Below are 17766 nucleotides of genomic sequence, written 5' to 3'. Positions count from 1 at the left end.
CCGAAGGCCCGTTATCGAGGCACGCGCCGCAACCTCTTTGACCTCAGGCGACTCGCGGCCGTCCAAAACCTTGAGGTCGCCGCTCGCTACCAGCGCGCGGCGTGACCTAACCTGTTCGGCGCTCTAGAAGAACACGTGCGTGAACCGGGCGCCGATGAACTGGCTCTTCGTCACGCCCTCGGACGCGGCGACGTCCGGCTGGAACTGGAGCATCAGCGTGGAGGCCTTCTCCAGCCGGATGCCCATCGTCAGCCGCAGCGACTGCACCGTGGTGCTCTTGGCGATCTCCAGCTCACCCGCCGGCGTGTCGATGGTGCGCTTGCCCGACGCCTCGACGATGTAGCCCGCACCCGTGAAGAACGTGGACGACAGGTCCATGCCCAGGTGGAGGATGCCGCCGAATGACGGCGCCTGGCTCATCACCACCTTCGAGCCACCCTCCGCGCTCGGAATCAGGAACTCGTCGTTGTCCCCCTGGAACGCCACGCTGCCCATCAGCTCCGCCGTGAAGATCTTCTTGAAGCGCTGACCCGCGACCAGCTGCGGACGTACCACCCACCGGTTCGCCCCGATGTTCACCAGCCGGTTGCTGTCATAGCTGCCCACCGGCACCGTGACGTACGGCGTGAGCGCGAACCACGTGTGCGTGTTGTCCTCCGCGTTCTGTACCAGCCCATATCCAATCGTCGGGATGTACGTTACATCCCCCACGCCCGAGGCGCGCAGCGCCGTCTTCGGACCCGCGGGCGACGCCGGGTTCGCCTGGAACACCGTCACGTCCACCACCGGCAGGCTCAAGTCCAGCGGCACCACCACCAGGTCGCCGAACTTCAGCACGTACGTGGCGCGGAAGGCCGCTTGGAGTTGTGAGAAGTCACGCTCACCGGACGCGGAGACGTGACGCAGGTACATGTTGGTGATGATGCCCCGGTGCGGAACGAAAAATCCCGCCTCGTAGTCTCGCAGGTCCGCCTGCTGGGCCTGAGCCCCGGTGGCCGAGAACAGCACTGCGAACAGGACACTGAGCAGCATGCGCTTCATGGTGATTCCCTCCCTCGAGGAACGTCGTCGATACGGTTTGCGTCAGTAACGGAACGGCCACGCCTGGAAGTACCGGCGGACCCGCAGCCACACGCCGAAGAGCCCCAGGGGCTCGAGCACCAACACCAGCACCACCACCAGCGACAGCAGCACCGTCGACTGCTGCGCGGACGTGAGCTGATTCACGAAGGGAATCGCGCCGCCCACCGTCTCCGCCAACGGGCTCAGGAACGTGAACGCGAGCGCGCCGCTGACGGCGCCGAACACCGTGCCCACCCCGCCCAGCACAATCATCGCGATGTACTGGATGGAGAGGTTCAAATCGAACGGCGGCTCCACCGTGATGTATTGCTGCTGGAACGCGAACATCGCCCCCGCGACGCCCGCCAGGAATGACGACACGCCGAACGCCTGCAGCTTCGCCTGCGTCGTCCCCACCCCCAGCACCTCCGCCGCCAGGTCCTGGTCCCGCACCGCCATCATCGCCCTGCCACTGTCCGAGCGCTGGAGGTTCTTCGTCAGCCACACCGTGAACGCCGCGAGCCCCGCGAAGAGGAAGTACAGCTTCCGCTCGAAGCCGAAGCGCACGCCCCCCACGCTCCACGCGGTGCTCATCGACGCCGCCGCGCCCGTCTCGTCGCGGAACCACCAGTACATCGGCACCGCCGTCCCGCTCAGCCCGCTCGTCACCTCCGGATACGCGAGCAACACGTGCTGCGTCAGGAACACCAGGCCCAGCGTGACGATGGCCAGGTACAGCCCCTTGAGCCGCAGCGCGAACGCGCCAATCACCACGCCCACCAGCGCGGACACACCGCCCGCCAGTGGCAACGCCAACCAGAACGGCCAGCCCAGCTTCGTGCCGAGCACCGCCGCCGTGTACGCGCCCAGCGCCAGGAACGCCGCGTGCCCCAGGCTCACCTGTCCCGCGAAGCCCGTGAGCACCATCAGCGACGCGGCGCCCACGATGGCCACCAGCCCCAGGTTGCCCACGGTGAGCCACCGCGTGCTCACCAGCCACGGGTAGCTCAACCCCACGGCCAGCGTCAGCAGCAGCCCGGCCCGCTGCCACAGGCCGGGAAAGAGCTTCAGGTCGTCCTCGTACCGAATCACCAGGGGGCGCGTTGGCATGATGTCGTCTCGCGCGCGTCGTCAGACGCGGCGCACCTCGTGCTCGCCCCACAGCCCGCGCGGACGCAGGACCAGGAACAGAATCATCGCGGCGTAGGGGAAGACGGCGTGGAAGTTGTGCCCGAAGGCGCCCAGGTGCGGATTCACATATGCCTGGGACAGCACCTCCAAGAGCCCCAGCATGAACGCGGCCACCACCGCGCCCACCACCGACTCCAGTCCTCCGACGATGATGGCGGGGAACGCCCTCAACGCCACGTAGCCCAGGTTCGAGTCCACCGAGCGCGGGAACATCCCCAGGAACACGCCGGCCACCGCCGCCGTCGCTCCCGCCAGGAACCACGTGAAGCCGAGCACCCGGCCCACCGGAATCCCCAGCACCAGCGCCACCTCCTGGTTCTCGCTCGCCGCGCGCATCGCCACGCCCAGCGGCGTGCGCTGCACCAGCGCGTGCATCCCCACCAGCACCACCGTCGTCGCGCCCAGCGACACCAGCGAGGACAGCAGCACGGTGGCGTTGCCCACCTGCACCTCCGCCATTGCATCCCACGGCGTGGGCATGCCACGCGTGTCCGTGCCGAACGCGATGACGATGCCCGCGCGCAGCAGCAGGCCCAGGAACAACGTCAGGATGATGGTGGTGAAGACAGGGCGCCCCACCATGCGGCGCAGCACCGTGCGCTCCAGGAGCGCGGCCAGGCCGCCGGTGAGACACGCGGACGCGGCGAGCGCCAGCCACCAGGGCAGCACCTCCACCAGCGCCGTCATCAGGAACGCACCCAGCGCGAGCAGCTCGCCGTGCGCGAAGTTGAAGAGCCGGGAGGCCCGATACACCACGGAGAAGCCCAGGGCGATGAGCGCGTAGCTCGCCCCGAGCGCCAGTCCGGAGATGCCGAGCTGGAGAAGCTGCGTCATTCGCGTGTCCTCGCGTACATCTCTTCCACCAGCTTGGAGTGCAGCTCGAGCACCGCCTTGCGGCGCACCTTGAGGGACGCGGTCACCTCGCCCGCGTCCTGCGTCATCTCGCGCTCGAGCAGTCGGAACGTCCGCACCTGCTCCACGCGGGCCAGCGTCTCGTTCGCGCGCGTTACTTCCTCCTCGATGAGCTTGCGCACCTCGGGCCGCTGCGTGAGGTCCGTGTACGAGGTGAAGGCCAGCTTGCGGCGCAGCGCCCAGTCCGCCACCGTCTCCGGGTCCACCTGCACCAGCGCGGTGACGAAGGGCCGCCGGTCGCCGATGGCCACCGCCTCCTTGATGTACGGACTGCTCTTCAGCGCGTTCTGGATGCGCTCGGGCGAGAGGTTCTTCCCGCCGGAGGTGATGAGGATTTCGCGCTTGCGGCCGGTGATGCGCAGATATCCGTCCGCGTCGATTTCGCCCAGGTCCCCCGTGCGCAGCCAGCCCTGCGCGTCACGCACCTCGGCGGTGGCCTCCGGCTTGTTGAGGTAGCCGAGGAACACGTTGCTGCCGCGCACCAGCACCTCGCCGTCCTCGTCCAGCCGGCACTCCACGCCCGGCACCGGACGTCCCACGGTGCCCAGCCGCGTCGCGCCCGGGATGTTGAGGTGGCTGGTGCCCGCGCTCTCCGTCTGCCCGTAGCCCTCGTAGATGCGGACCCCCACGCTGTCGTACCAGGCGAGCAGCTCCGGAGAGATGGGCGCCGCGCCGGAGATGGGGAAGCGGCAGCGCCTCAACCCCAGTCGTTCCTGGAGCGGGCGGTAGACGAGCAAATCTCCCACGCGCCACGCGAGCACGTCCCACCAGCGCCGCTGTCCTGTCCGCTCGCGCTCGCGAATCCCGGCGCCCAGGCGGGTGAAGGTCTCGAACAAGGTGCGCTTGAGCCACGAGGCGTCGCGCATCTTCACCATCACCACCGCGTGCATCTTCTCCCAGATGCGCGGCACTCCCAGGAACACCGTGGGAGACACCTCGGCCACGTCCTGCTGCACCGTCTCCAGCGCCTCGCCGAAGTGGACCTTGCCGCCGACGGTCAAGGGCAACAGCAGGCTGAACAGCTTCTCCGCGACGTGACACAGCGGCAGGTACGAGACGACGCTGTCCTCCTGCCCCAACCCGAGCTGCGAGGTGAAGGTCGCCGAGCCCTCCAGCATGTTGCGGCTCGACACCAGCGCGCCCTTCGGCGAACCCGTGGTGCCCGAGGTGTAGATGACCATCGCCGGCTCATCCGGACTGCGCGCCGCGAGCTGCGCCTTCAGCCACCCGGGCTCCCGCTCCAACAGCGCGCGACCTTCCTCCAGGAAGTGCCCCCAGAGACGCAGGCGCGAGTCCTCCACGCCGCGCAGGCCCCTCGGCTCGACGACGAGCACGTGCTCGACGGAGGGCGTCTCGTCGGCGACGGCGGCCACCTTGTCGTACTGCTCCTGGTCCTCGCAGAGCACGACGCGACAGCGCGCGTCGTTGAGGATGTACGCCACGTCCGCGGCGGGGTTCGTCTGGTAGATGCCCACGCCGCGCGCGCCGAGCACCTGCGCGCCCAGGTCCGTGAACAGCCACTCGGGCCGGTTGTCGCTGAGAATGGCGACCGAGTCACCGGCGCGCACGCCCAGCTCCCACAACATCCTCGCGGTCCACCCGACGCGCTCCAGGTAGCCCTGGAAGGACAGCTCCCGCCAGATGCCCAGGCGCTTCTCGCGGAGGGCCACCGCATGCGGATGTCGCTCCGCGCGCAGGTAGAGCTGGCCCGGCAGGCTCAGCGGCAGCGCCGTGCTCATGCCGCCACCGCCCCGCCGACGTACGTGCTGAGCACGCGCGAGTCCTCACGCAGCGCCGAGGGCGGCCCGTTCGCGATGACACGCCCGCGGTCCAGCACCGTCACCTGCGTGGCCAGGTCCATCACGAAGCGCAGCTCGTGGCCGATGAGCACCTGCGTCACCCCCAGCTCGTGACGGATGTCGAGCAGGTGGTTGGCCATGTCCTCGGTCTCCTCCTGGTTGAGCCCGGCGGTGGGCTCGTCCAGGAGCAGCAGCTTCGGCTCCATGCACAGCGCGCGGCCCAGTTCCACGCGCTTGCGGATGCCGTAGGGCAGCACCGACACGGGCATCCACCGGTAGTGCTCCAGCGAGAGGAAGTCGATGACCTCCTCGGCCTTCTCGCGGTGACGCACCTCCTCCTGCCTCGCGCCGCGCGTCCAGAAGAGGTGACGCAAGAGCCCCGTGCGGTACTTCGGGTGTCGGCCGAGCAGCAGGTTCTCCAGCACCGTGAGGTGCTCGAAGAGGGCCAGGTTCTGGAACATCCGCGACACGCCGCGACGGGCAATCTCCGGCGGCTCCAGGCCCGTGAGCGCCTGTCCTTCCAAGCGCACGCGCCCCTCCATGTGACGGTGGATGCCGCTGACGCAGTTGAAGAGGCTGCTCTTGCCCGCGCCGTTGGGACCAATCACGGCGTGCAGCGCGCCGGCCTCGATGGAGAACGAGACTCCATCCAGGGCTCGCACCCCGGAGAAGGACAGGCCCACGTTGTCGAGCTCCAGCAAGGCCATGCTTCACCCTTCACGTTTCAAGACAGCCAGCGACGCTTGCGGCGGTAGCGCTTCAGCTCGTGGTAGCCGCGCTGCCCCTCGCGGCCGAAGCCCAGGTAGAACTCCTGCACGTCCGGGGCCTCGCGCAGCTTCTCCGCGGGGCCGTCCAGCACCACCTTGCCCGTCTCCAGCACGTACCCGTGGCTGGCCATGCCCAGCGCCACGCGCGCGTTCTGCTCGACGAGCAGCACCGACACGCCCTCGGCGGCGATGCGCTGAATCAGCTCCGACACCTCGCCCACCGCCTTCGGCGACAGGCCCAGGAACGGCTCGTCCAGCAACAGCACCCGGGGCCTGCGCATCAGCCCTCGACAGATGGCGAGCAACTGCTGCTCACCGCCGGAGAGGTAGCCCGCCTTCTGTCGCCGCCGCTCACGCAGCACGGGGAAGCGCGAGTAGGCGGACTCGACCAGCTCCTTGCGCGCCTGCGCGCCCATGCCGAAGCCGCCCGCGAGCAGGTTCTCCTCCACGGACAGCTCGCCCAGGATTCGCCGGCCCTCCAGCACCTGCACCACGCCCGCGTGCACGCGGCCGTCGGTGGACAGGGCCAGCAAATCCCGCCCGGACAATTCGACACGGCCCTGCGTGATGGCGCCGTCATGCAGGTCCAGCAGGCCGCTGATGGCGCGCAGCGCGGTGGACTTGCCCGCGCCGTTGGGGCCGAGGAGGGCCACCACGCCCTGGTGGGGGACCTCCAGGGTGATGCCTCGCAAGGCACGCACCGCCGAGTGGTAGACGACCTGGAGGTTCTGCACGCGCAGCAGCGGAGGACTACTTGCTGTCATCGGCGGCCTTCGCGGCGGGCGTGCCCAGCGCCTTGGGCGGCGCGTAGCCCGCGACGACACTCCAGCTCCCCTGGTCCAGTACGGGCTTGAGCACCCGCACCTCCAGCGCCGTCGCATAGGGGAAGCGGGACAGGTCCACCGGCTCCGCCGTCAGGCCGCCCGCGGTGGTGCGCTGGACGTTCCTGAGCGCCTTGAGGTAGCCGGCGCGCGTGACGTCCTTCGCCTCGATGGCGGCCTTCAGCGCCTCCAGCTGGACGCGGCCCTGGACGTAGGACGCCAGCGTGTAGAAGTCCTTCGGCGTGTCGGGGTACTTCGCGTGCAGCGCGATGAAGTCCTTCATGCCCGGCACGTCGTCACCCCAGAAGGTGAGCCCGGTGGCCCAGTAGAAGTTGGCGAAGACGGGCGCGGGGATAACCTTCGGGTCGAAGAAGCGGTCCACCCACGCGGGCGTCTGTCCAATCCAGGCCGGCTGATACTTGAGCTGCGCGGCCGTGCCGAGGATGGGCCCCGAGGCCCCGGGCAGCACCGTGAGCAGCACGTAGTTGGCGCCGGACTGCTGGAGCGCGGTGACGACGGCGGCGAAGTCCTTCTGCCCCGGCGCCACGCTCTGCTGCGAGACGACGGTGACGCCGTGGTGCTTCGCGGCCTCCGTCCAGCCCTCCAGCCCGTCCTTCCCGTAGTCGTCGCCCTGCGCGACGATGGCGGCCTTCACCTTGTCCGCGCCGCCCGCGTGCTCCACCGCCCAGTCGAGGGCCCGCATCGCCTCCAGCTTGTAGGACGCGCCGATGGGCGGCGTGTACTGGTGCCGCGCCATCTCCGACGACTGTGACGCGGGGAAGGCGACCACGTTGTCCGCCGTGAGCTTGTCGCGCAGGGGCAGGGTGTTGGGCGTGCCGAAGCTGGTGCCCAGGAACAGCACCTGCTCGTGGAGGTCGCTGTACGCCTGCACCGCGTTCTGCGGGTTGTAGGCGTGGTCGCGCTCCACCAGCTCCACGCGCCAGCCCGGAGGCAACAGCCCCGAGTCACCCGCGTTCACCTGTCTGGCGAGCAGCCGCTTGCCCGCGGCGAAGGGCTTGCCGATGGCGGCGCCAGGGCCGCTCTCGTCGTTGAGTGCGCCGATGTAGACGACCTTCTTCTCCAGGTCGACACCCTTGTCTGTCTTGATGTCCGACAGGGCGGCGGGGCGCGTCTGCGTGCCATCCGGAGCCGGAGCTTCGTCCTTCTTGCAAGCCATCAAACAGAAAGCTGTCGCCAGGAGTCCGACCACGAGCCGTTGCATCGCAACCTCCCCGTCAGATTCGTGGCGGCACAGTAACCACACTCGCTCGGAAGAGAAAAGACAGTCACCGGTAATTCGATGGCTGTATTTCGCAGGGCGGAACTTCTCGGCGGCGTGTTTTGGCTGTGTTTCGCACGGCGAAATGTCTCGCGCGGATGATGCAACGCGCAAGGCCGTGGCGCGCAGTCTGGATGTGCTTTGTCAGGAGGAGCGGACGGGGACACGCGGGTGGCCGCGGTCCTCCCAGTCCAGTGAACACGTGGCCCACCCGGGCGTGGCGGGTTTCCACCTGGTGGAAAGCCACGTGTCCTGTGTGCGGCGCTTCAGTCCAGCGACGACTCGGGCAGCGCGGTCTCCGACGTGACGATGCCATCCGCGTCCGCGTAGAGGTGGTGTCCGGGGCGGAAGGTGACGCCCGCGAAGCGCACCTCCACGTCGCGCTGGCCCTCGTTGCGCTTGAAGCTCTTGAGCGGGTGCGTGCCCAGCGCCTTCACGCCGAGCGCCATGCGGCCCACCTCTTCCGAGTCACGGATGCAGCCGTTCACCACCACGCCCGCCCAGCCGTTCTGCTGCGCGAGCAGCGCCAGCTGGTCGCCCACGAGCGCGCAGCGGCGGCTGCCACCGCCATCCACCACGAGCACCCGGCCGTTGCCCTTCTCCTCCAGGGCCTTGCGCACGAGCGAGTTGTCCTCGGGGGCGCGCACGGTGCTGATGGGGCCGGTGAACGTGGTGCGTCCGCCAAAGTCGATGAAGCCGGGCTCGGCGACCTGGAAGTGGGCCGTGCCCGCGTGCGCGTCACACAGGTCCGCCGTCTTGAAGTCCATGGGGCTGCTCTCCTGGGAAGGGTGGCCTTGGGGGCCGTCGTCGTCACAGCGCTGTATCACCCCCGTGTCCAGCCCCCGGGACATCGGCATCACGCCGATGTGCGTTCTGGTGTGATTCCCCGGGGATACGTTGACGACGGGTCAACGCGGGCGGCCCGGGGGCGGCGGTCGATGGGCCGCAGAAGGGGCGGGCATGGGGGCACGCCACTCAGAGGGAGGCTCGCCTCGCGGCGCGTGCTATGGAACCCACATGAATCACGCTCACAGCCAGTCCTTGTTCGCCCGCGCGCAGGCGCGCATCCCGGGCGGAGTGAACTCCCCGGTGCGCGCCTTCCGTGGCGTCGGAGGAGACCCCGTCTTCTTCCGCGAGGGCTCGGGCGCCTGGCTCACCGACGTGGACGGCAACCGCTACGTCGACCTGGTGGGGAGCTGGGGGCCGCTCATCCTCGGCCACGCCTACCCGCCCATCGTCGAGGCCATCATCGAGTCGGCCCGTCGCGGCTCGTCGTTCGGCGCGCCGCACGCGGGCGAGGTGGAGTTCGCGGAGCTCATCTGCGCGACGATGCCGGCGGTGGAGATGGTGCGGCTGGTGTCCAGCGGCACCGAGGCCACCGTGGCCGCCATCCGCGTGGCGCGCGGCTTCACCGGCCGCGAGCACATCCTCAAGTTCGAGGGCTGCTTCCACGGCGCCGGAGACCCGTTCCTGGTGAAGGCGGGCAGCGGCGTGGAGACGCTGGGCCTGCCGGACTCGCCGGGCGTGCCGTCGGCGCTGGCGAAGCTCACGCTCACCGCGCCCTTCAATGATTTGGCCGCGGTGGAGCGCATCTTCGAGGAGAAGGGCCAGGACATCGCCTGCGCCATCATCGAGCCGGTGGTGGGCAACATGGGCGTGCTGGTGCCCAAGCAGGGCTATCTGCAGGGCCTGCAGGCGCTGTGTCAGAAGCACGGCGTGCTGCTGGTGCTCGACGAGGTGATGACGGGCTTCCGGCTGGCGCGCGGCGGGGCGCAGGAGCTGTACGGGCTGAAGCCGGACCTGACGACGATGGCGAAGGTGATTGGCGGCGGCATGCCGCTGGGCGCCTACGGTGGCCGCGCGGACATCATGCGCAAGGTGGCGCCGGCCGGGCCGGTGTACCAGTCCGGGACGCTGTCGGGGAACCCGGTGGCGGTGGCGGCGGGGCTGGCGTGCCTCAAGGCGCTGGCGGCGCCGGGGACGTACGCGCGGCTGGAGCAGGTGAGCCGGATGTTGGAGGAGGGCTTCATCGCGGAGGCGAAGGAGGCGGGGGTGCCCGTCACCGTCAACCGCGTGGGCAGCATGCTGACGGTGTTCTTCACCGAGCAGCCGGTGTTCGACTATACGAGCGCGAAGACGTCCGACACGGGGCGCTTCGGTCGCTTCTTCCACGCCATGTTGGATGCGGGCGTGTACCTGCCGCCGAGCCAGTTCGAAGCGGCCTTCGTCTCGCTGGCGATGGGCGAGGCGGAGGTGGCGCACGTGCTGGGAGCGGCGAGAAAGGCCTTCCGCGCGCTTGGCCAGACCGGTTGAGCCTCCGCCCCTGGAGGGGCCTGTTCGTTTCGGTCCCTACACCCTGGTGCGCCGCATCGGCGCCGGGGGAATGGGGGAGGTCTTCCTCGCGCGCGAGGAGGGCCCTCGGCGCGCCTGTGTGGTGAAGAAGGTCCTGCCGCAGTTGATGGAGAGCCCCCAGTTCGTGGGGCGCTTCCGCGACGAGGCCCGGGTGGTGGTGCGGCTGACGCACCCGAACATCGCCCGGGTGTACGCGATGGGCGAGGTGGAGGGGCAGCTCTACCTGTCGATGGAGTACGTGCGCGGCAAGACGCTCAGCCGCCTGTCGTATCGGCTGCGGCAGCTCGCGCGGATGATGCCCCTGGGCATCGTGCTGCACCTGGGCGAGCGGCTGTGTGAGGGATTGGCGTACGCGCACGACGCGACGGACGAGGAAGGGCATCCGTTGCACCTGGTGCACCGGGACTTGTCTCCGGCGAACGTGTGCATCAGCTACGCGGGCGAGGTGAAGATCATCGACTTCGGTGCGGCGCAGTCCACGCTGAAGGAGCAGCAGACGGCGCCCCGGGTGGTGATTGGGAACCTGACGTACATGTCTCCGGAGCAGGCGCGGAAGCGCTTCGTGGACCGGCGCGCGGACGTGTACGCGGTGGGCGTGTTGCTGTGGGAGCTGTTCGCGTGGAAGCCGCTGTCGCAGCGGGGAGACCCGGTGGAGCGGTGGCGGCGCGCGGCGTATCCGCAGTGGGAGCCGGCGGGGAAGCATCGGGAGGGGCTGCCGTCGAGCATCGAGGCGTTCCTGGCGAAGGCGCTGACGTCGGAGCCGGCGCAGCGCTTCCCGGACGCGGCGGCGATGGGCGCGGAGCTGGCGCGCTTGAAGGCGAAGCTGGCGCCCAAGGTGGGGGACGCGGAGCTCGGGAAGCTGTTGGCGCTGGTCTTCCCTCGGGAGAAGAAGGCGGAGGAGACGCTGCTCGAGGAGCTGCTGCGCGAGGAGGCGAAGCGCACGAACACCGAGCCGCGGCTCGTGGCCACGCTGGCGCCGCCGACGGCGCTCGCGTTCGAGCACAACGCCATCTACACGCCGGACGACTTCGTCCCGTCCGAGCGCGCCCAGGTGGGCCCCGCGCCGACGGCCGAGGCCGAGACGATTCGTGAGCGGGGTGGGGGCGCGAGGCCCGGCGGCGACGCGACGATTCGTGAGCGGGATGGGCGCACGGGTCTCGGCGATGACGAGCCGACGCACGCGATGGGCAGGCCCGGGCGCGGAGACGAAGCCCCGACGCTTCGGAGCGGGCGCACGGGGCAGGTCAGCGGTTCAGCCGCGGGCCCCGGCGATGACGAGCCGACGCATGCGATGGGCAGGCCCGGGCGCGCGGATGAGCTGCCCACGCTTCGGGGCGGACGAACGGGCGCGGGTGATATCGGGCCGTCGCGTGTCGGCGGTTCAGCCGTGGGCCTCGGCGATGATGAGGCGACGCACGCGAGTGGTCGGCCTGGGCTCCAAGATGACGTCCGGCTGCTTCGTGGTGGCAATGCGGCGTCTGGCGATGATGAGCCGACACGCGCGAGCGGCAGGTCGGGACGCGGAGATGACGTCTCCACGCTTCGTGGAGGCGCTGCGGCGCCTGGTGATGATGAGCCGACACGCGCAAGCGGCAGGCCGGGGCTCGGCCATGAAGTCCCCACGCTTCGCGGTGGGAGCGCTGGCTCAGAGAGAGATGCGCCGACGCACGCGGCGAGAAAGCCCGGGCTCGGAGATGACGTCGCCACGCTTCGCGGTGGGAGCGCTGGCTCAGAGAGAGAGGCGCCGACGCACGCGGCGAGAAAGCCCGGGCTCGGAGATGACGTCGCCACGCTTCGCGGTGGGAGCGCTGGCTCAGAGAGAGATGCGCCGACGCACGCGGCGAGAAAGCCCGGGCTCGGAGATGATGTCGCCACGCTTCGTGGTGGGGGCGCTGCCTCGACTGACGATGAGCCGACGCACGCGGCGAGAAACCCCGGGCTCGGAGATGACCTCCCCACGCTTCGTGGTGGGAGCGCGACCCCAAGTGATGCGGAGCTGATGCATGCGCGCGGGAGCCCACGGCTCGGAGACGAAGTCCCGACGCTTCGTGGTGGGAGCGCGGGGCCGGGCGATGATGAGCCGACGCATGCGGTTGACAGACCCGGTCGAGGAGTCGACGAGCCGACTCCCACGCAGGGTGCTCGAGGTCCTGGTGACGATGAACCGACGCGCACGGAGGTCGACGGACGCCGCTTGGGTCACCCGGGGCCGGACACCGAACCCGTGCGCGGTATGGGGCCGCAGGGCGCGATGCGAGGCCCGGTCACTCCCACGTCGAGCCGTCCGGAGTCGCCGCGCGAAGACGGCTGGCGACTCGCCGACGAGGACGAGCCCACCGCTGTCGCCGTGCCTCCGCGTGACCCCTCCATCACCCTCCCACTCGATATCGAGGCCATCGAGGCGCGGACCGCGCAATACGGCGTCGACACCGGAGCGCCGCGCGCCGCGCCTCAACCCAACATCGAAGCCACCGAGGCGCTCGAGGCCGCGAAGGTCCTGGTGGCCATCGAGAAGCAGGCTCACGCCGCGCGGGCCAGCGCCCCCAGGCCCGAGGACACCGTGACTCCCGCCATGCCGAGCACCCACCCCAGGCGCGCGCCCCGGGAGACACAGGTGGGCTTCGGCATCGACATCTCCCAGACGGTGGCCACCGAGGCGCTCGAGGCCCGTCGGTTGGAGCTGGTCCGCGCCATCACCGGAGAGGACGAGGCGCCCGTCGTCGAACCCGAGCGCCCATCCGGACGCTGGCTCCAGGCGCCTCGACTCGGGCTCGCCCTGGCGCTGTTCGTTGGCGCGGCCCTGGTAGGCCTGTTCGTGGTCTGGCTGACGGTGTGGCGGTAGGCCGGCTCAGTCCGTCACCGCCAGCCGGTAGCTGAAGCCCAGGCTCACCGTGGCCGTGGAGATCCAATTGCTGGTGAACCCGTCTCCGAACTCGTCGTCATTGTCATCGGACACGCCGCGCGCGCCGCCGCCCAGGTAGCGCAGGTTGAGGAAGGCCTCCAGCTGCGGCGTCACCCGAATCCCACCGCGCACCGACGCATCCAGCAGCGCGCCCGTGGTGTCGGAGTTGTCATCCCCGTTGATGAGGGCCGTGGGCGCATAGCTCCCATCCGCCTCCAATCCCAGCCACCACCGCTCGCTCAGCGCCCACTTCCCGCGCACCTTGAGCAGCGGCACCGGCCCCACGTCGCGAGTCGCCCGTCGCAGTGTCCCATCCGCCGACGTGAAGACGAAGTTCGCGTTGCGCAGCTGCAATGAGACCCCCACGGCCAGCTCGTCCTCGGAGACCCCGAGCAGGTCGAACAGGTAGCTGGCCCGATAGAACGGGAAGCTGTAGCGCACGTTCAGCGGAGTCCCCTCGGGGAAGGTGAGCGCGTCGATGCGCACGTCGCGGCGCAGCACCACGTCCGTGTCGAACAACAGCGGCTGCACCAGGAACCCCACCGTGTGTCGCTTGCCGAGCGTCAGCTCCGCCGATAGCCGCACGAAGGTGTAGAGGTTGTCCTGTCCGCCATCCTCCGTGTAGCGGAACAGCGTCCCATCCCGCCCCTGGCGCAGGCTGTGCGAGAGCACGTCGAGGAAGCCCAGCTCACCCACGAACCGCAAGGACGTGCGCGGCTCCGCACGCGCGGGGATGCTCCCGCAACACAGCAACACGACCAGGACGCCGACAGGACGGAGCATGGACCTTCCTTCTCAAGGAATCACGGGACGGCGAGCAGTGGACGCGAGGACGCGGGTGTCTCCAGCGGCAGGTAGAGCCGGAAGCACGTGCCGGTTCCCGGCTGCGAGTCCAGGGTGAGGTGACCCTGGTGCGACTCGATGATGCGCTTCACCACGGCGAGTCCCAGCCCCGTGCCCTTGGCCTTGGTGGTGAAGAAGGGCTCGAAGATGCGCGCGCGCACCTCGGCGGTGATGCCCGGCCCGGTGTCGCTGAACTCCACCATCACCTCGGGCGAGCCGGCCGCCCTGCGCACCGCTGCTCGCAGGCGTCCCCCCTGGGGCATGGCCTGCATGGCGTTGATGGCCAGGTTGAGGAAGGCCTGTCGCATCATCCGCTCGTCCACCGTCACCGGCGGCACGTCCTCCTCCAAATCCAGCTCCACCCGCACGGCGCCAGGAGACTCCGCGAGCGCCCCGCGCACCGCGTCCTCCACCAGCGGCGCCAGGGGCACCGGATGTGGATGGGGCGCGGGCGGCCGCGCGAAGGTGAGCAGGTCCGCGACGATGCGGTTGAGCCGGTCGGCCTCCTCCGCGACGATGTCCACCAGCGGCTCGGCGGGGCTGTCCGGCCCGAGGATGCGCCGGATGGAGGCCACCGAGTTGAAGATGGCGCCCAGCGGGTTTCGCACCTCGTGGGCCACCACCGCGGACAGCTCGCCCAGGGCCGCCAATCGCTCACGGCGCACGAGCTGCTCCTGCGTCCGGGCCAGCTCCACGTAGCTGTCCTTCAGGTCCTCCACCAGCCGGGCGCCCTCGAGTGCCAGCGCGAGCTGGTTGGCGATGGCGCTCGCGCGCTCCACCTCCGCGGGCGTGAAGCGCCGGGTGCGCCGGGTCTCCGACGCCACCATCACTCCCACGGGCCGCTCGCGCACCACCAGCGGCAGTATCAGGAAGGACTGCGCGGAGGCGCTCTCGCGCAGGTCCTGGTCCACCCGGACGTCGGTGATGGCCTCCTCCACCATGAGCAGCTCGCGCGTCAGGTACGCCAGCCCCGTCGCGGAGCTGTCCGGCGCGCGCGCGGGCAGACACCGCCCGAGCAGCTCCGGGTGGCTGCCGCTCACCGCGCGCACCTCCAGCCACTCGCCCGAGGGGTCCGGCATCAGCACGTATGCATCCGGTGTGTCGATGATGCGCGCCAGGCTGGTGACGCCCGTGGCGAGCAGCTTGTCGAGCTCCAGCGTGGTGGCCAGCGCGCGCGCCACCTCGTGCAGCAGCGCCATGTCCTCCGCGCGCCCGCGCAGCTCCTGCAACAGGCGATGCGTCTCGATGGCCGCGGCGAAGTGCGTGCCCATGGCCTGGAGCGTCTCCAACTCCAGCGGCGTGAGCGTCCTCGGCTCCCGGAACAGGACGCTCAGCGTGCCCACGCCGCGCGAGCGCACGCGCAGCGCGATGATGACCACGGTGTGGAAGCCGCGCTGCTGCAAATCCTCACGCAGCCCGTCCGGGCACTCGCGCGTCTCCAGCACCCGGGGCGCGCCCTCCTGCTGGGCCTGTGTGCACAGCCCGCCCGCGAGCCACAGCCGCGCGAAGCGCTCCGTGTCCGCCTCCTCCAGGTCCATCCCGCGCGCGTACGTCACCTCCATCCCGTGGTCCTGCGGCAGCAGGATGGTCACCGCGTCACAGGCGACCAGCCCGACAATCTCCTCCGTGCCCGGGCCGAAGAACGCGCGAGGGTGGGGCGCCGACGCCGCCTCCGACGCCAGCCGGTTGAGCGCCGCCAGCGCGTTGTTCTGCGCGGACAGTCGGGAGATGGTGAGCGCCGCGTCGAGCGCCGCGGACACCTGCGCGCCGAACAGCCGCACCGGCGCGAGCTCCTCCTCGCGCAGCCAGTCCCCCGCCAGGGCCAGCATCGCCCGGGGACGTCCCTCCACGTCGATGCGCACCGCGACGGTGTGGGACGTGCTCGACCGCGACAGGACGCCGCGAGCCTCCTCCGCCAGCGCGCCCTCCAGGAAGTGGCCGACCTCCACCGACAAGTTCTCGGAGTACGCCGAGCCCTCCTTCCAGGCCCGGGCCAGCATCGTCGGCCAGCGCCCCACCACGTCCCGCACCCACCTGCCGCTCAGCTGCCGCGCGTCCGGCGGAACCAACGGGATGGGGACATAGGTCTGTCCCAGCCGGACGCCCTCGCCCTCGGGAGACAGCCACGCGAAGGCGAACCCCAGCTCCTCCAGCCCGGAGAACATCCGCCGCAGCACCTCGCCCTCGGTGCGCAGCGAGGGGAGCCCCGCGCCCAGCTCCGCCAGCCGCTGCAGCACGCCCCTGCGCTGACTGCGGGACGTGACGTCGCGGACCAGCGCCACCCAGTCCGGGCCGCTCGGGATGAGGGTCATCTCCACCTGTCGTTCTCCGGTGGCCGTGCGCAGCGCGGCCTCATAGGTGCTGGGGACCGATTCGCCGCGGAGCCTGCGGGACTGGCGCTCGGTGACCTCCATCACGCTCGATTCCGTCAGGAGGAGCGTCGCCGGGCGGCCCACCAGCGTCTCGCGCGGGTGCCCCACCAACATGCCCAGCGCGTCATTCACATACACGAAGCAGCGCTCGCGGATGACGCAAACGCCCACGGACATCTCGTCGAAGGAGCCATAGGGGGCCCCGCCCCGGAGGGATGGATTCACGGCACCCACGACTCTTCCACCGCGTGAAAGCGTCGAGAAGTACACCCGCCCGCGCTTCGATGACCAGACCACAGACGCGGCCAACGACTCGCGGTTTCCCCTTACATCCAACGTCTGTCAGGACATATCCACCCGCCTGGACACAGCCCTTGGATGGATGCAAGGGAATGCGGGCGGGCCGCCCTCCCGCAGCCACGCCCGCAAGTCATTGAGGTCGAGGCCCGCCCGGGCTCCCAGCGGGCAGGCTCGCGGGAACGTCCGGCGTCCGGCTCAGGCCGACGCGCCCGGCACCGCCTCGGCGGCGCGGTGGTGGACCTTCTCGTACAGGCCGATGAGCTCCGCCTGCCCCAGGATGTGCCCCTCCATGGCCTTGAGCAGGTCCCGGCGGGTGGGGCGCCCCAGGTTCGGCAGCACCAGGTCCAGCGCGTACAGCTTGAAGTAGTAGCGGTGCCGGCCCACGGGCGGCATGGGGCCGCCGTAGGCCTGGTGGCCGAAGTCGTTCAGGCCCACGCGAATCCCCGGCGGCATCGTGTCCAGCTGGGCGCCCTCGGGCAGCTCCCGGGCGCCAGGGGGGATGTTGTAGAGCACCTGGTGGCAGAAGACGCGCTGGGGCCGCTGGGGGTCCGGCGCGTCCGGGTCCTCGACGATGAGCGCCAGGCTCTTGGTCCCCGCGGGCGGGTTCTCCCAGCGCAGGGGTGGGGCGATGTCCTCTCCCTCGCCGGTGAAGGCGATGGGGATGAGGTCCCCGTCGTTGAAGCGGGGGGACGTCAGCACGAGGGGCTTGGGCATGGAGTCCTCCGAAGTGGGCTAGGAGCAAGCTGGCGACGCGCCCACCCCGACGCGGAGGGGCGACACCCCAGCCGCTGGCGCGCCGGGCACCAGGGGGACGAAGCGGCCGGGCCCTCGGTGTACCCCGGGGAGTCCTGCCTGCCCTCGCTGGTGGTGATAGCTGGGCTTGCCGGTGCCTCAACCCCCGCTGCGGGTGGCCCGTCCCGTGACCTTGTACTGGTTGCACCTGTCGCGCATTCGGTGTTAAGCGGCGCCCGCGTGTGAAGGGGTTGGATCGGGTGGCATGGAAATCCGAGGGTTTCCCAGGGTTTGGGGAGGCGTTCCGAATGGCGGCGAAGGAACCCCGGGAGCAGTCGGATGGGAGCGAGCTGGGGACCACGGCTCGCCAGATGAGGGCGGCGCAGCCCTACATCAACGCGGTGTGGAAGCTGGTGGGCGGGGCGGTGGTGGGG

Annotated in this window: 13 protein-coding genes and 1 pseudogene; 3 read left to right on the top strand and 11 right to left on the bottom strand. The window is 70.1% G+C overall.

Annotated elements, in window-relative coordinates; translation table 11 throughout:
• Positions 1-123: 123 nt before the first annotated feature.
• The 8 genes from FL311_RS29265 to rraA all read right to left on the bottom strand — a co-directional run bounded on the left by FL311_RS29265 (position 124) and on the right by rraA (position 8598).
• Entirely contained in the window at positions 124-1041 is a 918-nt protein-coding gene (locus tag FL311_RS29265; RefSeq protein WP_141330198.1) for a transporter, read from the bottom strand.
• Positions 1042-1083: 42 nt separating this feature from the next.
• Positions 1084-2172 (bottom strand): branched-chain amino acid ABC transporter permease, encoded by a 1089-nt coding sequence (locus tag FL311_RS29260; protein WP_141330196.1) that lies wholly within the window; start codon positions 2170-2172, stop codon positions 1084-1086.
• 21 nt (positions 2173-2193) lie between these two features.
• Positions 2194-3087: a branched-chain amino acid ABC transporter permease gene (locus FL311_RS29255; protein WP_046710593.1), complete on the bottom strand. Its 894-nt coding sequence runs from the start codon at positions 3085-3087 to the stop codon at positions 2194-2196.
• Entirely contained in the window at positions 3084-4904 is a 1821-nt protein-coding gene (locus tag FL311_RS29250) for a long-chain fatty acid--CoA ligase (RefSeq protein ID WP_141330194.1), read from the bottom strand. Before FL311_RS29250 ends, FL311_RS29255 begins: the two co-directional genes overlap by 4 nt.
• Entirely contained in the window at positions 4901-5671 is a 771-nt protein-coding gene (locus FL311_RS29245; RefSeq protein ID WP_141330192.1) for an ABC transporter ATP-binding protein, read from the bottom strand. The genes FL311_RS29250 and FL311_RS29245 overlap by 4 nt, the downstream gene beginning before the upstream one ends.
• Positions 5672-5688: 17 nt before the next feature.
• The gene (locus FL311_RS29240; protein WP_141330190.1) at positions 5689-6495 is read right to left on the bottom strand and encodes an ABC transporter ATP-binding protein; all 807 of its coding nucleotides are present in this window, start codon (positions 6493-6495) and stop codon (positions 5689-5691) included.
• Positions 6482-7729, bottom strand: coding sequence for an ABC transporter substrate-binding protein (locus tag FL311_RS29235; RefSeq protein ID WP_194869409.1), 1248 nt, complete (start codon positions 7727-7729; stop codon positions 6482-6484). Before FL311_RS29235 ends, FL311_RS29240 begins: the two co-directional genes overlap by 14 nt.
• Positions 7730-8097: 368 nt before the next feature.
• Positions 8098-8598, bottom strand: a complete 501-nt coding sequence (gene rraA, locus FL311_RS29230) for a ribonuclease E activity regulator RraA (protein ID WP_141330186.1) — start codon at positions 8596-8598, stop codon at positions 8098-8100.
• A 250-nt stretch (positions 8599-8848) separates the two neighbouring features.
• On the opposite strand from rraA, the gene hemL reads away from it, so the two are divergent.
• Together hemL and FL311_RS45425 are read left to right on the top strand one after the other, a co-directional pair.
• The gene (gene hemL / locus FL311_RS29225; protein WP_141330184.1) at positions 8849-10144 is read left to right on the top strand and encodes a glutamate-1-semialdehyde 2,1-aminomutase; all 1296 of its coding nucleotides are present in this window, start codon (positions 8849-8851) and stop codon (positions 10142-10144) included.
• Positions 10128-13025 (top strand): serine/threonine-protein kinase, encoded by a 2898-nt coding sequence (locus FL311_RS45425; protein ID WP_228557152.1) that lies wholly within the window; start codon positions 10128-10130, stop codon positions 13023-13025. Before hemL ends, FL311_RS45425 begins: the two co-directional genes overlap by 17 nt.
• A gap of 6 nt (positions 13026-13031) precedes the next feature.
• Here FL311_RS45425 and FL311_RS29215 read toward each other — a convergent pair whose 3' ends face one another.
• The 3 genes from FL311_RS29215 to FL311_RS29205 form a co-directional block, all read right to left on the bottom strand.
• Positions 13032-13868 carry a hypothetical protein gene (locus tag FL311_RS29215; RefSeq protein WP_228557151.1) on the bottom strand — a complete coding sequence of 279 codons (837 nt, stop codon included), beginning with the start codon at positions 13866-13868 and terminating at the stop codon, positions 13032-13034.
• A 20-nt stretch (positions 13869-13888) separates the two neighbouring features.
• Positions 13889-16525 (bottom strand): ATP-binding protein, encoded by a 2637-nt coding sequence (locus FL311_RS29210; protein ID WP_368668595.1) that lies wholly within the window; start codon positions 16523-16525, stop codon positions 13889-13891.
• A 270-nt stretch (positions 16526-16795) separates the two neighbouring features.
• On the bottom strand, positions 16796-17314 hold the full coding sequence (locus FL311_RS29205) for a YbhB/YbcL family Raf kinase inhibitor-like protein (protein WP_046710600.1): 519 nt from the start codon (positions 17312-17314) through the stop codon (positions 16796-16798).
• 326 nt (positions 17315-17640) lie between these two features.
• On the opposite strand from FL311_RS29205, the pseudogene FL311_RS29200 reads away from it, so the two are divergent.
• Positions 17641-17766: pseudogene (locus tag FL311_RS29200) on the top strand (F0F1 ATP synthase assembly protein I); the annotation flags it as partial.

This window comes from Myxococcus sp. AB025B, from assembly GCF_006518215.1.
Lineage (GTDB): Bacteria > Myxococcota > Myxococcia > Myxococcales > Myxococcaceae > Myxococcus > Myxococcus fulvus.
This window is presented reverse-complemented; position numbering and strand designations above follow the sequence as displayed.

Coding starts and splice junctions, on each gene's coding strand:
- FL311_RS29265 (WP_141330198.1), bottom strand. CDS start 1,041: ATGAAGCGCATGCTGCTCAGTGTCCTGTTCGCAGTGCTGTTCTCGGCC.
- FL311_RS29260 (WP_141330196.1), bottom strand. CDS start 2,172: ATGCCAACGCGCCCCCTGGTGATTCGGTACGAGGACGACCTGAAGCTC.
- FL311_RS29255 (WP_046710593.1), bottom strand. CDS start 3,087: ATGACGCAGCTTCTCCAGCTCGGCATCTCCGGACTGGCGCTCGGGGCG.
- FL311_RS29250 (WP_141330194.1), bottom strand. CDS start 4,904: ATGAGCACGGCGCTGCCGCTGAGCCTGCCGGGCCAGCTCTACCTGCGC.
- FL311_RS29245 (WP_141330192.1), bottom strand. CDS start 5,671: ATGGCCTTGCTGGAGCTCGACAACGTGGGCCTGTCCTTCTCCGGGGTG.
- FL311_RS29240 (WP_141330190.1), bottom strand. CDS start 6,495: ATGACAGCAAGTAGTCCTCCGCTGCTGCGCGTGCAGAACCTCCAGGTC.
- FL311_RS29235 (WP_194869409.1), bottom strand. CDS start 7,729: ATGGCTTGCAAGAAGGACGAAGCTCCGGCTCCGGATGGCACGCAGACG.
- rraA (WP_141330186.1), bottom strand. CDS start 8,598: ATGGACTTCAAGACGGCGGACCTGTGTGACGCGCACGCGGGCACGGCC.
- hemL (WP_141330184.1), top strand. CDS start 8,849: ATGAATCACGCTCACAGCCAGTCCTTGTTCGCCCGCGCGCAGGCGCGC.
- FL311_RS29215 (WP_228557151.1), bottom strand. CDS start 13,868: ATGCTCCGTCCTGTCGGCGTCCTGGTCGTGTTGCTGTGTTGCGGGAGC.
- FL311_RS29205 (WP_046710600.1), bottom strand. CDS start 17,314: ATGCCCAAGCCCCTCGTGCTGACGTCCCCCCGCTTCAACGACGGGGAC.